Origin of the sequence: Streptomyces sp. BK022 (genome assembly GCF_004217355.1) — a bacterium.
GTDB lineage: Bacteria > Actinomycetota > Actinomycetes > Streptomycetales > Streptomycetaceae > Streptomyces > Streptomyces griseoluteus.
In genome coordinates, this window is sequence record NZ_SHKU01000006.1 from 331,189 (window position 1) to 345,395 (window position 14,207).

12 protein-coding genes are annotated in these 14,207 nt (G+C 74.6%); 5 read left to right on the forward strand and 7 right to left on the reverse strand.

The window, feature by feature from the left end; all coding sequences use genetic code 11:
* Positions 1 to 68 precede the first annotated feature (68 nt).
* The 3 genes from EV284_RS25275 to EV284_RS25285 all read right to left on the reverse strand — a co-directional run bounded on the left by EV284_RS25275 (position 69) and on the right by EV284_RS25285 (position 3,566).
* Positions 69 to 2,000 (reverse strand): FUSC family protein, encoded by a 1,932-nt coding sequence (locus EV284_RS25275; RefSeq protein ID WP_130338007.1) that lies wholly within the window; start codon positions 1,998 to 2,000, stop codon positions 69 to 71.
* A 93-nt stretch (positions 2,001 to 2,093) separates the two neighbouring features.
* The gene (locus EV284_RS25280) at positions 2,094 to 3,017 is read right to left on the reverse strand and encodes a hypothetical protein (protein ID WP_130338009.1); all 924 of its coding nucleotides are present in this window, start codon (positions 3,015 to 3,017) and stop codon (positions 2,094 to 2,096) included.
* A gap of 81 nt (positions 3,018 to 3,098) precedes the next feature.
* The gene (locus tag EV284_RS25285) at positions 3,099 to 3,566 is read right to left on the reverse strand and encodes a hypothetical protein (RefSeq protein WP_207229131.1); all 468 of its coding nucleotides are present in this window, start codon (positions 3,564 to 3,566) and stop codon (positions 3,099 to 3,101) included.
* Between the two features lie 209 nt (positions 3,567 to 3,775).
* On the opposite strand from EV284_RS25285, the gene EV284_RS25290 reads away from it, so the two are divergent.
* Positions 3,776 to 4,963 (forward strand): PP2C family protein-serine/threonine phosphatase, encoded by a 1,188-nt coding sequence (locus tag EV284_RS25290; RefSeq protein ID WP_207229142.1) that lies wholly within the window; start codon positions 3,776 to 3,778, stop codon positions 4,961 to 4,963.
* A gap of 78 nt (positions 4,964 to 5,041) precedes the next feature.
* A complete protein-coding gene (locus EV284_RS25295) occupies positions 5,042 to 6,094 on the forward strand; it encodes a hypothetical protein (RefSeq protein ID WP_130338013.1) in 1,053 nt (350 codons plus the stop codon).
* Positions 6,095 to 6,135: 41 nt separating this feature from the next.
* Here the strand turns inward: EV284_RS25295 and EV284_RS25300 are convergent, their stop codons facing one another.
* Positions 6,136 to 7,683, reverse strand: coding sequence for an LCP family protein (locus EV284_RS25300; RefSeq protein WP_207229132.1), 1,548 nt, complete (start codon positions 7,681 to 7,683; stop codon positions 6,136 to 6,138).
* 271 nt (positions 7,684 to 7,954) lie between these two features.
* Positions 7,955 to 8,152 (reverse strand): hypothetical protein, encoded by a 198-nt coding sequence (locus EV284_RS25305; RefSeq protein WP_130338015.1) that lies wholly within the window; start codon positions 8,150 to 8,152, stop codon positions 7,955 to 7,957.
* Positions 8,153 to 8,262: 110 nt separating this feature from the next.
* Here EV284_RS25305 and EV284_RS25310 point away from each other — a divergent pair, with 110 nt between their 5' ends.
* Positions 8,263 to 9,606 (forward strand): tetratricopeptide repeat protein, encoded by a 1,344-nt coding sequence (locus tag EV284_RS25310; RefSeq protein ID WP_130338017.1) that lies wholly within the window; start codon positions 8,263 to 8,265, stop codon positions 9,604 to 9,606.
* Positions 9,607 to 9,786: 180 nt separating this feature from the next.
* Here the strand turns inward: EV284_RS25310 and EV284_RS25320 are convergent, their stop codons facing one another.
* Positions 9,787 to 10,575 (reverse strand): hypothetical protein, encoded by a 789-nt coding sequence (locus EV284_RS25320; protein ID WP_130338019.1) that lies wholly within the window; start codon positions 10,573 to 10,575, stop codon positions 9,787 to 9,789.
* 185 nt (positions 10,576 to 10,760) lie between these two features.
* Here EV284_RS25320 and EV284_RS25325 point away from each other — a divergent pair, with 185 nt between their 5' ends.
* A complete protein-coding gene (locus EV284_RS25325) occupies positions 10,761 to 11,708 on the forward strand; it encodes a nucleoside hydrolase (protein ID WP_242625834.1) in 948 nt (315 codons plus the stop codon).
* A gap of 87 nt (positions 11,709 to 11,795) precedes the next feature.
* Positions 11,796 to 13,442: a glycoside hydrolase family 13 protein gene (locus EV284_RS25330; protein WP_130338023.1), complete on the forward strand. Its 1,647-nt coding sequence runs from the start codon at positions 11,796 to 11,798 to the stop codon at positions 13,440 to 13,442.
* Here the strand turns inward: EV284_RS25330 and EV284_RS25335 are convergent.
* A complete protein-coding gene (locus EV284_RS25335; RefSeq protein ID WP_130338451.1) occupies positions 13,439 to 14,197 on the reverse strand; it encodes a DUF4142 domain-containing protein in 759 nt (252 codons plus the stop codon). The genes EV284_RS25330 and EV284_RS25335 overlap by 4 nt on opposite strands.
* Positions 14,198 to 14,207: the final 10 nt, after the last annotated feature.

Genomic DNA, 14,207 nt, shown 5'->3' on the forward strand with positions numbered 1-14,207 from the left:
CGCACCCCTTCGCATGAGTTGTCGCCGTAGATCCCTGGCCAGGACGGCCACGTTAGGTTAGCGGCCCGTCAGTGCGGTGTGGCGATGGCTCTCGCGGCCGCCACTTCTTGTCGTACCGGTTCCAGCACGCTGCCCGCCGGGCCGGTCAGGTGGGTGGGGAAGCCGGTGAGGATGTCGGCCTCCCGCACCCCCTCCGCCAATTCACCTAGTTGGCGCACCACTTGGTGTACCTCGGCGGCGGACGGGGGCGGTGCGCCGTGGTGGACGCGGACGCGCGCCGCGGTCGTCGCGTCGACGATCCGCTCCACGGCGACCACCAGCGGCCACCATGCCGCGGCGCGCCGTCCGGTGGGCGGCGGTTCGGTGAGCGCGCGCTGGAATTCCGTCCGGATGGTGGACAGATCGCGGTAGAGCCGGCGTCGCATCCGGGTGCGGCGGACGGGGTCCGTCTCGGTGCCGAACGCCGTCTCGACGTACAGCGCCGTGTCCTCGACCGCGTCCGCGAGCCGGTCGCCGACGCGGGTGTGCCAGCTCTCCGGCCAGAGGAGGTATCCCGCGACCAGGGCGATCGCGCAGCCCATCAGGGAGTCCAGCAGGCGGGGCAGCAGCAGGCCGGTGCCCTGGTGGTTGAGGATGTCGGAGAGCAGGAGGATCACCGGGGTGATCGCGGCGGTCTGGAAGCCGTAGCCGCGCGGGGTGAGCGCCGGGACGAGCGGGGCGAGCAGCATCATCACCGGTACGTCCCACCAGCCGATCGGCACCTCCGCCAGGACCGCCGCGGCGATCGCCAGCCCCGCCACGGTGCCCAGCGCGCGCAGCAGGGCGCGGGAGAAGACCGAGCCGAAGTCGGGCTTGAGGACGAAGGTGATGGTCAGCGCGACCCAGTACGAGCGCGAGATCGGGACGAGGGAGACGAGGGACTGCGCGATGCCGATGCAGACGGCGAGGCGGAGCCCGTAGCGCCAGGAGCCCGCGGACAGCACGGCGTCGCGGGCGGCCCGGGCGGTGCGTACGTGCAGGGCGATGGTGCGTTCGTCGATGCCGCGCGGGTCCACCGAGGGGGCGGTGACGACCTCCGCGGTGTGCCGCAGGGCGTGGTCGACGGCGCGTTCGGTCTCGGTGAGGGCGAGGGGGAGCCTGGGCAGGCGCAGCCGGGCGGTGTCGCCGGTCTCGACGGCGTCGGCGAGTTCCCGTACCGCACGGGGGATCTCGGGGGGCAGCGGACGGCCGGTGAGGTGGACGGCGGGGGCGGCCTCGACGAGCGGGGTGATGGCGTTCAACCGGGCCAGCAGCCGGGTGAGTTCCTCGCTGCGGCCGTGGTGCCGGGCGCGGTGTCCGAGGATCAGGTCGTACGCCTGGTCCAGCGCGCGGGTGACGTCGAAACGGGTGCCGATGTAGCGGTCCTCGTCGCACGCGGTGTCCAGCAGGTCGGCGACCCGGCGGTAGGCGTTCGCCACCGACGCCCGTTCCGGCACCCCGGCCCGCAGGGGCCACGCCAGCAGGGCGAGGGCCAGTACCAGCAGACCGCCCCCGGTCATCAGCAGCGGCGCCAGCCACCAGGGGTGGGGCAGCGGGAGCCCGGCGCCGACCACGCAGTTGAGCAGGAGCAGCAGTCCCGACACGGAGGCCACCGTGCCGATGGTCGAGATCATCCCGGAGACCAGCGCGACCCCGGTGACCACGGCGACGGCCGCCCAGCCCTGCCCGAACACGAGCTGTCCGAGGATGACCCCGACGGCACCGGTGAGCTGGGGTACGGCGATGGTGATGACCCGCATCCGGTACGCGTCGGCGGTGTCGCCGATGACCCCGTTCAGCGCCCCCATCGACGCGAGCGCCCCGAGTGCCGGCTGCCCGGCCGCGAACCCGGCGGCCAGCGGCGACGCCATCGCCACGGAGGCCCGCGCCACAGCGGCCCAGTTGACCGGCGCCGGATGCGGCCGGAGGTTCCGGACCAGCCAGTCGGGCGGCGCCAGGCCGTTGGGCAGCTCTCGGAACATGTGCCCATTATGTCCGCTGTGCTCCCCGGCTCCCCCAACCGGCCCGCCAGGCGGAAAGGTTGACGGCACTCACCACCGGGGGACCCGGGCCCCTCAGACCCGCGCCCTGGTCCGCGCGGGCGACCCCGCGGACTTCCCTCCCCCCTCCCCCCGCCGGCGCGCCGACCGGCGCCGGGTCAGCCACGCCGTCAGCGCCACCGCCAGGCCGAGGACCAGCAGGAGCCAGGAGACCGTGCGGAGGCCGGAGGTGAGGGTGTCGTAGACGGCGGCGGCCACCGGGTGGGGGACGTCGGCGGGGAGGTCGGCGAGGGTGAGGGCGCGGCCTGCCGTGAGGGCCAGGCCGAGGAGGGCGCCGCCCAGGGCGGTGCCGAGGGCGGTGGCGACGATCGCGCGGCGGCGGCGCACGGCCAGGGCGATGCCGGCGGCGGCGAACAGGACGGCTGCCACCGGCAGCCACAGACCGGCGACTTCGAGCATGTGGAATCCCTTGCGGTACCGGGTCAGCTCCCCCGCCGGGAGCACCGGGACCTCGGTGTGGCGCACCGGGATGCGGGCGGCGAGCGGAATGTGGTCCTCGGTGAGCTGGGCCTTGACCTCGGCGGTCACCGGGGCGAGGTCGACGGTGACCGCGCGCGGGGCGCCGCCCGCCGGGCTGTCCTCGCGCAGCGCGCGCAGCACCGCGTCGTGGGTGACCCGGTTGCCGGTGTCCCAGGCGAGGCGGAAGGCGCGGGTGTGCGTGAAGGAGCGCACCGCGTCCCGGACGAAGGGGCCGACCGAGCCGCGTACCGGTGTCATGTCCGCGTGCTGGTCGACCTCGCGGAGGATGCCGTCGCCGACCGTGTCCGCGACGGCGTCCCGCACGGCCGGGTCGGCGGCGAGCGGGGCCATCGTGGTGACGTACCGGCCCGTGTCGGTGAGCGTGTACGCCGCCCAGGCCGCCGGTGCGCCGAAGGGCACGAGAAGGCAGGCCAGGGCGATCAGCGCGGCCGACAGGGCACTCCTCAGTCGGGGGTGCACGCCTTACAGGCAAGTCCCCCCGGGCCTCCGGCGCGAGCGGTGGGGGTGCGTTCGGGGGACGGGCCCCTCGGCCGGCCGCCCTCACCTCACCCGGCGACCCGCCGCGTCCTCATGGGTGTAGAAGCGGTAGAAGAACACGATGAACGTCACCGCCGCCACGATCAGCGGAATGCCGACCGACCGCACGAGCGAGGCGCCCGCCTGGTTGTAGAGGAAGCCGAAGGACGCGCCGACGAACACCGCCCACAGCAGCGCGTGCAGCTCGCGCCGCAGCCGGGGCGCGATGGTCAGCACGGCGTAGAACACGACTCCGAAGACCAGCGCGGTGAGGAACCCGAAGAGCAGGTTCCAGCCGGTGACCGGGCCGCCGGAGCGGCGGTTCGCGGCCGCCCAGTAGCCGTAGACCAGCGCCAGCAGCACCGGTACCGCGACCCTGGCCATGCGGTGGGTGCGGGTGTCGAAGACATCGGGGGGCGGGGTGATCGCCTTCGGGGCGTCCTTGCGGCCGCCTCGGATCGGCGTGCCGGGCGCGGGTGCCGCGTGAGCCATGAGAGCGCTCCTTCTCTCGCCGCTTCGGGCCTGAGGTGACGGCCCGGCTTCCAGGGCACACCTGCGGCGACGGCCCGGCAACTCGGCCGGGCGGGTGACGGGGCCCGGATGCGGCCGGAACCGGCCCGTGTTCCCCTGGGTTTTCCGAGGACGGCGGCCCGCCGCGACCTTCGCGCGGCCTCGGGACGGAGATGGGGCTCGTGACCGAGATGGAGTACGGCGACCGGCGCGGGCAGCGGCGGATCGCGGGCCGGGGCACCGCCTGGCTGGTGCCGCTGGTGCTGCTGGCCGCCATCGTGACGGTGGACTTCCAGACCGGGGAGACGTTCCGCGTCGTCTCCTGGATCATCCTGGTGCCGAGCATCGCCGCCGCGATCTGCGGGGTCGGCGCGACCATCACCTTCGCCCTGCTGTCCCTGGCCACCTACCTGGCCGTGGACACCGCCTTCCCCGAGCGGTACCGGGCGGGCACCGCCGACTTCGTGCTGCTCGCGTTCGGCGGCGCGCTCGCCGTGACCGCCTCCGTGGTGCGGATGCGCCGGGAGCGGCAGGGCCTGCACATGCGGGACATCGCCGAGACCACCCGCCGTACGGTGCTGCGCCCGCTGCCGCCGAACTGGGCCGGTCTGGAGCACGCGGGCGTCTACCTGGCCGCCGACGTGGACGCGCGGGTGGGCGGTGACTTCTACGACATCCAGCCCGGCCCGAACGGCACCCGGGTGCTCCTCGGGGACGTGCAGGGCAAGGGCCTCGGCGCGGTGGAGACGGCCGCCGCCCTGCTGGGCACCTTCCGTGAGGCGGCGTACCACGAGCCCGACCTGGTGACCGTGGCCGACCGGCTGGAGGTGCGGATGTGCCGGCACCGGGGGCACACCGCCGCGCTGGGCCGGTACGACGGCGACCGGTTCGCCACCGCGCTGCTGCTGGGCTTCCCCAAGGACGCGCGGGACGCCGTCGAGGTGATCAACTTCGGGCACGAGCCGCCGCTCGCCGTGGGCCCGCGCGGAGTGCGCCCGCTGCCCGGCGGGGAGCGGCTGCCGATCGGCTTCGGGGACCTCACGGGGGCCGCGGAGCCCGGCACCGGACCGGGACCGCCCGCCTGCCGGGAGCGGCTGGACGAGGACGAGACGCTGCTGATGGTGACGGACGGGGTGACCGAGGCCCGCGACCGCGCCGACGTGTTCTACCCGCTGCTGGACGACGTGGCCCGCGCGGTGGCCGCCGACCACGGCCGGGCCGCGCCCCGGCGGCTGGTCCGCCTGGTCCGCGAGGGCGTGCTGCGGCACACCCGGGGCCGGCTGGACGACGACACCACCGTCTTCGCGCTGCGCAGGCTCCCCGAGCCGCAGTCCGACCCGGGCCCCGCCTCCACGACCGGGCGACCTTCGCCGTCCTGAGCCGCGCCCGCCCGCGTCCAGCGGTTACGGTGCTGGCTGACCGGCGTAACCGGCCGGCCGAACACAGGGGGAGGCGCCATGCCCGGAACCGTGCTGCTGCTCGCGGCCGCACCGCTGGGCCGCGGCCGGCTGGTGGACGCGGCGGCCGTGCTGCCCGTACTGGGCGCGGTCGCGCCGTCCGTGCTGGCGGGCACCGACACCGCGCACGTGGTCGAACTCGCCGACCCGCTCGACCCGCAGGCGGTGCTGACCCGGCTGCGCGCGGCCGCCGCCGCTTCCGGCCCGCTGACGGTGTACGTCGCCGGGCAGCTGCTGCTGGACCGCCGCCAGCGGCTCCCCCACCTCGCGCTCGCCCGCACCACCCCGGCCACCGCCCGCTACACCGCGCTGCCCTGGCACTGGCTCAAGGACGAGCTGCGGCTGCGCCCGGCCGGGACCACCCATCTGCTGGTGGACCTGCACACGGACGCCGAGACCTGGGCCGCTCTGGCCACGCGCCCGCTGGACTCGGGCCGTACGGCCGTCGTGCACGGCCGGATCGCGCCCCCGCCGGGCCGGCGCCGGATCGCGGAGCCGACGTACATGCGGGCCGTGGCGGCACTGCTGCGCGGCGGGCACCGCCCGCCGGTCGCGGAGCTGCACCGGCGGGCGCTGGACCGGATCGCGGCCGAGCTGCGGTCCAACCTGGTGCTCACCGCCCCCGACGACGAGGGCGACCCGCACGCCGCGCTGAGCGCCGCCGTCCGGGCCGGGCGGCACGCCGAGGCCGACCGGCTGGCCGCCCGCCACCAGGAGGCGGCGGTGCGGCGGCACGGGCCCGCCTCCGAGGACGCCCTGCACTGGGCGGAGGTCCGCGCCGACCTGGCGATGTTCGCGGGCGACCCGGTGCGCAGCTGCCGCGCCTGGCTCGGCGTGGCCGGCTTCCGCCTCGCCTCCGGCCACGCCCCGGACGCCCCCGCCGTGGAGTCCGCGGTGGACCGCGCCCACCACCAGTGGGGCCGCATCGAGGACGCCGGCCGGATACGCGAACTGGGCCGTGAACTCGCCGAGTTGCGGGCCCGCGTACCAGGACGCCGGGAGGGCGCCCTGGATGCCGTGCGGGAGCGTCTGGAGCAACTCCAGGACGGCTGACGTCACTTGGTCGTCATACCGCTGACGGCGTCAGACGGTGCTCACCAGGTGAAGCCCTCTTGGATCTTCATGCAGGCATCCGTCCTCGCACCGCCCAGGACGGCCGCCGACTTCGGGACCTCGCGCTTGGCCGGTTCCGGGAAGCGGTCGCCGGAGGGCCAGTCGGCGCCGACGACGAGGGTGATGTCCCGGGCGTCGTCCACCGCGCGGACGCGGGCGGCGGGGATGTCCAGCTCCTTGGCCACGGCCAGGGCGTCCCCTCTCAGGGTGGTGCCGGAGTAGAGGACGGAGGTGCCCGGCTCGGCGGCGGGGGTCTTCTCCTCGACGGTGTGGGTGAAGCCCTGGTCGCGGAGGATGCCGGCGACCTCCCCGGCGCGGCCGGGCGCGGGGGACTCCAGGCCCGCGCCGGTGCCGTTCTCGACCCGGACGGTGATCTCGGCGGGGGGCGCGGCCGGGTCGGTGGCCTTCGGACCGGGGTCCCTGGTGCCGCGGCCGTCCAGCGGGACGTCGTCGCGGACCATGGAGACGAGCTTGTCGGCGTCGTCGGCGGCGGGCACCAGACGGTTGCGGTCCTGCGACCACGGGGTGGTCGGCAGGGTGGTCATGGTGATCCGCTCGGTGGGCACCTTTTGCAGCTCCATCGAGAGGTCGTACAGCTTCTTGACCGTGCCGAGGCCCTCGTCGACGGTGAGCGCGCTGGTCGCGGCCTCCGCGAGGCGCCGCATCTCGGCGGGGTTGCCGAGGGTGGCGTCGGCGCGGAGCTGGCGGACCATCGAGTTCATGTACATGTGCTGGGCGTGGGTGCGGCCGACGTCGGTGCCGTCCTCGAAGCCGTAGCGGGTGCGGAGCCACTGGAGGGCCTGCTTGCCCTTGACCGGGTGGGTGCCCGCCCTGAGCCGGAGGCCGGAGCCGTGGCCGCTCGCGGTGTGCGAGTAGACGTTCTGCTCGACGCAGACCGGGACGCCGCCGATGGCGTCGGCCATGGCGACCACGCCGGAGAAGTCGACCATCATGAAGTGGTCCACCGGGATGCCGGTGAGCCGCATCCAGGTGGCGACCGTGCAGCCGGGGCCGCCCCGGCCCAGCGACTCGTTGGCCATCGCCAGGCTCAGCTCCGGGTAGACCTTCTTGGTGACGGGGTCGGTGCAGCGGGGGATCGGGACCATGGTGTCGCGGGGCAGGCTGATCACCGACATGTCGTTCCGGTCCGCCGAGACGTGCAGCAGCATCTGTACGTCCGCCAGCGGCGGGCGGCCCACATCGCCCCGGGAGCCGCCGAGTTCGAGGTCGTCGGCGGTGTTCCGGCTGTCCGAGCCGATCAGCAGGATGTTCAGCGGGGTACGGCCCGCCGCGTCCGGGGTGGCCGAGGGGTTGGGGCTGTCGCCGAGGTTGAGCGGGGCCTTGGCGAGGTTGCCGTTGAGGTGCCGGTAGTAGAGGTAGCCGGCGGCGGCGGTGCCGAGCAGGAGCAGGGCCAGCGCGAGGGCGGTCCAGCGCAGGACGCGTCCGCGCCGCCTTCCCGGCGGCGGCACGGTCTCGCCGGTGGTGTCCGGCGCCCCGGTGTCCTCCGTGCGCAGGCTGCTACCCGTCATCCCCCGTGCCCTTCCGCCCTGGCCCCCCGACCCCGGCCACCGAAAAGAAACCCCGTTCAGCGGCAAGGCGGTTCGCGCTTCGTGAAGGGCCCGGCCGGATCGTGGCTCACCCTAATGGCGGGGTCCGCTGTCAACTGTTGACGGTGAGATATTCCACTCCCGTACAACCGGTCTTATGGCGGGGTTTGGCGGGATTCGCCGCCTTGCTTGGGGTGGGTTTTACTCGGGGTTGGGCGAGAAACCCCCTTGCGGGAGCGGGCGTTGGGGGTGATCAGGGCTGGGCGTGCCGGGCGACGGGTGCGGGAGCGGCGCCCGCCGCGCGGGCCGGGCAGGCGTGACCGGCGATCACGAGGGCGGCCACGGCCACCACGGCCGCCACGGCCCCTCTGGCGAACGGTCCGGCGTCCGCGAGGCGGAGCCGGGTGCGGGCGGGAGCAGGGGGGCGTGCGGCGGGGGTGCGACCTGGCACGGCTACCTCGCAACATCAGCGACGGGTCAAGCGGACTTGAGCCGCCGTTTAACCTAGGGCTGCGGGACCCCAACGACAAGGGGGCCCAGGGGAGTTGGGGAGGCAGAGGCATGCCGGAGCGGGACGGGCCGGAGGTGGTCGGACGGCGCGTGCAGCGGCTGCGCGCCGAACGCGGTATGACACAGCGACAGTTGGCCGAGCCCGCCTACACCCCCGCCTACATCTCGACCCTGGAGGCGGGCCGGGTACGCGCCTCCGACGACGCCCTGCGGCACATCGCGGACCGGCTCGGCGTCACCTACGACGAGCTGGCCTCCGGCCGCCCCGCGGGACTCGCCACCGCCCTCCGGCTCCGGCTCACCGAGGCGCAGCGCCTGCTCGCGGACGGCCGCGCCGAAGAGGCCGCCGGACGGTACGCGGCCCTGCTGGCCGAGGCGGCGGAACACGGCCTCGGCCACGAACAGGCCGCCGCGCTCATGGGACTCGGCGAGTGCGCGCTGGAGACCGGTGAACTCCGCTCGGCACACGGCCACTTCGAGCGGGCGGAGGAACTCCTGTCCGGCGAGACCCTCCCGGTACGGGTACCCGCCGTACGCGGCCGGGCCGTGGCGCACTACCTGGCCGGTGAACTGCGGTACGCGGTCTACCTGCTGGAGTCCGCCCTCGACGAGCTCAACCGGGGCGGACTGCACGACCCGGACGCCCTGCTGCACCTCTACACCGCCGTCATCGGCCCCTACATGGACATGGGCGCCCACGCCCGCGCCGCCCAGGCCGCCGAGTTCGCGCTCGCGCTCGCCCCGCGCGCCGCCGACCCGGCGCTGATCGCCCGGATGCACCGCTCGGTGGCCCGTACGCTGCTCGCCGAGGGCCGGCACGCCGAGGCGGACGCCTCCCTCGCCAAGGCCGCCGGGCTCTACCGCCAGCTCCGGCTGCGCACCGAGCTGGCCAACTGCCACTGGATGCGCGGCTATGTCCACGCCCAGGCGGGCGACCTGGACCGCGCCGAGGGTGAACTGCGCCAGGCGCTGGACATGCTGGCCGAGACCCGCGCCGCCCTGTACCGCAGCCAGGCCGCGGTCGAGCTGGCCGACGTCCTGCACCGCCGGGGCAGACCCGCCGAGGCCGCCGCCCTCCTCGACGGCGTCCTCGGCGACTTCTCCTCCGAACGCGGCGCCGTGCACGCGGCCGCCGCCCACCGCCTCCTCGGCATCATCGCCGAGGACGCGGACGAGACGGACTCGGCCGAAGAGCACTACGTACGCGCCCTGAGCCTCCTCGAACGCGCGGGCGCGGCGGGCGACCTGGCCGACCTCTGCCGCCTCCTGGGCGACCTCCTGCGCCGCACGGGGCGCACGGAAGCGGCCCTGGACGCGTACCGCACGGGACTGGGCCACCGGACCGTACCGGGCACGACCACCCTGGGGCCTGCCCCGGCGGGGCCGCCCTTCTAGCCCCGCCGTCGCGAGCCCCTAGGGGGTGTCTTGTCGATCACGCCGGGCTCGCGGCGTCTGGCACCGCACCTCGCCGCGTTGTCGTCGGTCCCCGATGCTCCGCATCGGCTCCCTCCTCCGCCTTGCGATGCACGGCACCAGACGCCGCTCCCTGATCCGGCCTGATCGACAAGACACCCCCTAGACCTGCGCCCGCCCCTGCCGCCGTACGTCGGCCAGGCGCAGTGCGCCGATCTGGACCGCCGCCTGGGTCGCGTCGTTCGGGACGTCGCCCTGGCCGCCGTTGGTCAGGGCGAAGGCGTCCTCGCCCACGCGGGCGGCGGCGAGTTCGAGGGTGAGGTCCTGCTCGTCGGCGTCGGGGTTCTCGGGGTCGGTGGCGGTGAGGGTGACGCGCAGGCCCTGGCGCTTGTCTCCGACCTCGGGGAGGGGGAGGTCGGAGATGCGGACGTCCTCGGTCCAGCCGGTCTGGGTGGTGGCGGTGAAACGGGCGCACTTGGCCGGCATCTCGCCGAGCCACTTCAGGTCGGCGTCCACGTCGGAGGGGCGGCGGGCGCCGATCTGGTAGCGGAGCTGGGCCTGGGTGCCGGGGTCGTCCAGGGCGACGGCGACGCGGGCGGGGGCGCCGAGGACCTGGTCGGAGTAGAGCGCGTCCAGCAGCCGCTGGCACTCGGCCACCTCCGACGTGGCCTTCAGCAGACTGTCCCGCCAGGTCGCGATGCCCCCCGCCGCCGCCCACGGCGAGCCGAGGTCGGACTCGGTGACCAGCGCGGCCTGCGCCTGCGCGTCGGTGAGCGCGGAGTCCCCGGCGGCCGGCGCCCTGGAGGTGGCCGAGGGCTTCTCGACCGTCGGCAGGGAGTACGTCGCGGTCGGCGGATGCTCCAGCCCGAGGGTGGCGCAGCCGCTCAGCGCGAGCAGGGAGCCGAGCGGCAGGAGGACACGGGCGCCGCGGGTACGTATGCCTCCGGTCATCGGGTGTGCCTCCTGATCGCTCCGGCCGCTGCCTGCTCCTACGGCACCACCGGCGATCACCGCCCACCAGCGCAACGGTCCGTTCGGGTGAGGGCATGGAGACCGGGGGCGGGCGCTCCTCTAGGGTCGAGGCGTCCGTACGCAGCGACGCCCGGCAGGAGGCCGCCGTGCAGCCCGTGGTGCCCGTGATCATCGACTGCGACACCGGCGTCGACGACGCCCTGGCCCTGCTCCTTGCCGTCCGCCACCCCGGCCTCGACCTGCGCGCGGTGACCTGCGTGGCCGGGAACACCGACGTGGACGGCGTGGTCCGCAACACCCTCACCGTGCTGGAGCGGGCCGGTGCCCCCGACATCCCGGTGGCCCGGGGCGCCGAGCGCCCGCTGCTGGAGCCCGCCCGCCCGGCCCGCCACGTCCACGGCAGCGACGGCATGGGCGACCTCGGCCTGCCCGCCCCCACCCGCGCCCCGGCCGCCGTGGACGCCGTCACCCTGCTGCGCCGCGAGATCCTCGCCTCCCCGCGCCCGGTGACCCTGATCCCCACCGCGCCGCTGACCAACATCGCCCTGCTGCTGCGCACCCACCCGGAGGTGACGCGCAACATCGAGCGCGTCGTCTTCATGGGCGGTGCGGTTGGCGTCGGCAATGCCACCCCGGTCGCGGAGTTCAACGTCTGGCACGACCCCGAGGCGGCCGCGATCCTGCTCGGCGCGGACGTGCCGATCACGATGTACGGGCTGGACGTGTTCACCCGCGTCGTGGTCCCCGGCACCGAGGTGCGCCGCCTGCGCGCCTCCACCGAACCCGGCGCGAAGCTCGCCGGCGACCTGCTGTCCCACCGCCCCAGCGCCCCCGGCACCACCCCGGACGACGAGGAGGCGGGCGGCCTCGGCGACGCGGGCGCGGTGTGCGCGGTCGCCGACCCGGCCGGACTCACCACCCGTCCGCTCCCGGTCGAGGTCAGCCTCGCCCCCGGCCCGGCGCGCGGCCAGACCGTCGTGGACCGCAGGCACCGGCCGGGCGAGTCCGAGATCCACGGGGGCGCCCGCGCGCGGCCCCTGGTGGACGTGGCGCTCGATGTCGACGTGCCCCGGTACGTCGACCTCTACCTGAAGACGGTGGAGCGGCCCTAGGGGGTGTCCTGCCGAGGGCCACGTTTCCGATTCGGGGCGAGTGGGGCAGATTCCTGGCCTGAGGCGAACCGTACGAACGGAGCCCGCATGGCGGACCTCTCGTCCAGGAACCCCGACTGGTGGCGGCAGGCCGTCGTCTACCAGGTGTATCCGCGCAGCTTCGCGGACGCCGACGGCGACGGCCTGGGCGACCTCGCGGGCGTCACCGCCCGCCTGGACCACCTGGCCACGCTCGGTGTCGACGCCCTGTGGCTCAGCCCCTTCTACCCCTCCGAACTGGCCGACGGCGGCTACGACGTCGCCGACCACCGGGGCGTCGACCCGCGCCTCGGCACCCTGGACGACTTCGACACCCTGGTCGGTCAGGCCCACCGCCTGGGCCTGAAGGTCATCGTCGACCTGGTCCCCAACCACACCTCGCACCGCCACCCCTGGTTCCAGGAGGCCCTGCTCTCCGCCCCCGGATCGGCGGCCCGCGCCCGCCACGTCTTCCGCCGTGGCCGGGGAAAGTACGGCGAACTCCCGCCCACCGACTGGCAGTCCGTGTTCGGCGGCAGTGCCTGGAGCCGCGTCCCGGACGGCGACTGGTACCTCCACCTGTTCGCCCCCGAGCAGCCCGACCTCGACTGGTCCCACCCCGAGGTCCGCGAGGACTTCCGCACCACCCTGCGCTTCTGGTCCGACCGGGGCGTGGACGGCTTCCGCGTGGACGTCGCCCACGGCCTGGCCAAGGACCTCACCGAACCCCTACGGGACGTCGGGGGCATCGGCGCCACCGGCGAGGAGGCCCTGCCCCTGCTCGCCCCCGGCAGCCACCCCTACTGGGACCGGGACGAGGTCCACGAGATCTACCGCGACTGGCGCACCCTGCTGGACGCCTACGACCCGCCCCGCACGGCCGTCGCCGAAGCCTGGGTCCCGGACACCCGCCGCGCCCTGTACGCCCGCCCCGACGAACTGGGCCAGGCGTTCAACTTCGAGTACCTGGAGACCGGTTGGGACGCAGAGCGACTGCGCCGCGCCATCACCGCCTCCCTCGCGGAGGCGCGCACCGTCGGCGCGTCGGCGACCTGGGTGCTCTCCAACCACGACGTCGTCCGGCACGCCTCCCGCCTGGTCCTGCCGCCCGGCACCGACCTGGACGCCTGGCTGCGCTCGGGCGGCACCGACCCCGCCACCGACCCCGGCGCGGGACTGCGCCGCGCCCGCGCCGCGACCCTGCTGATGCTGGCGCTGCCCGGCTCGGCCTACCTCTACCAGGGCGAGGAACTGGGCCTGCCCGAGGTCGCCGACCTGCCCCCCGAGGCGCTGCGCGACCCGGTCTGGGAACAGTCGGGGCACACCCGCAAGGGCCGGGACGGCAGCCGCGTACCGCTGCCGTGGACGGTGACCGGACCCTCGTACGGCTTCGGCCCGGGCCCGGCCTGGCTGCCGCAGCCGGAGACGTTCGCCCGGTACGCCGTCGAGGCACAGGCCGGCGCCGAGGGCTCGACGCTGGAGCTCTACCGCACCGCGCTCCGGCTGCGCCGCAAACTGCTCCAGGGCGAGGAGCTGACCTGGACGCCCGGCGTGCCCCCCGGCGTCCTGGACTTCACCCGCGCCCCCGGCTGGCGCTGCCTGACCAACCTCACCGCGGAGCCGGTGGAGCGCCCGGCGGGCGAACTCCTGCTGTCCAGCACGCCGTCGAGCGAGCCGGACGTACTCCCGCCGGACACCACGGTGTGGCTGGGCTAGCCGATCGTCGGCGTGGGGCTCGGCTCGGCCGGGGCCGGGTCCTCGCGGGTGCTGTTCGAGCCCGGTTCGCCGGGGATGGCCAGCGGGGTCGAGGTGGCGTTCGGCGGCGGGGTGAGCACGACCTGCGGCTGACCGGGGTCCGGCGCGGGCGGGGTGAGGTTGTCCGAGGGCAGCTTGGGCGGGGTGGTCTGGTTGAAGATGGTCTGGTCGAAGTCGACGAGGCCGGTCTTCTCCATCACCGTCATGTGGTCGAGCACGGTGTCGTTGGCCTGGTCGGCAAGCGAGCGGATCAGCGAGTTCTTGGTGGTGGACCGGATCTTCGCGATGGCGTTGAAGATCGAACCGTGCGTCATCCGCAGGATGTTGGCGAAGTCGGTGTCGAACGCCTTGCCGGTCTCGCCCTTGAGCTGGGTCACGAACCCCTCCTGCTGGGGGCTCGCCACGTTGGGGATCGTGATGTTCAGCATCGGCGCGATCTTGCGGCAGGAGGCGTCCAGCGCCGCGTGCCCGTCGATCAGGTGCTTGCTCGCGATCTTGACCCCTTCGGAGGAGCCCTTCTGGAGCCCGATCTGCCCGAGCGGGTACTCCCACAGCCCGGCCGCGCGCACCTTCACCACGAAGTCCCGGTCCTGCTCGGTGAGCGGACCCCACTGGGTGTTGGCGACGATACGGGTCTGCGAACTGGAGACGGTGTCCAGCCCGAGCATGCTCGGGTAGGCCAGCGCCGCGAGGGTCAGTGCCATGGCACCGCCCACGAAGAGAGTT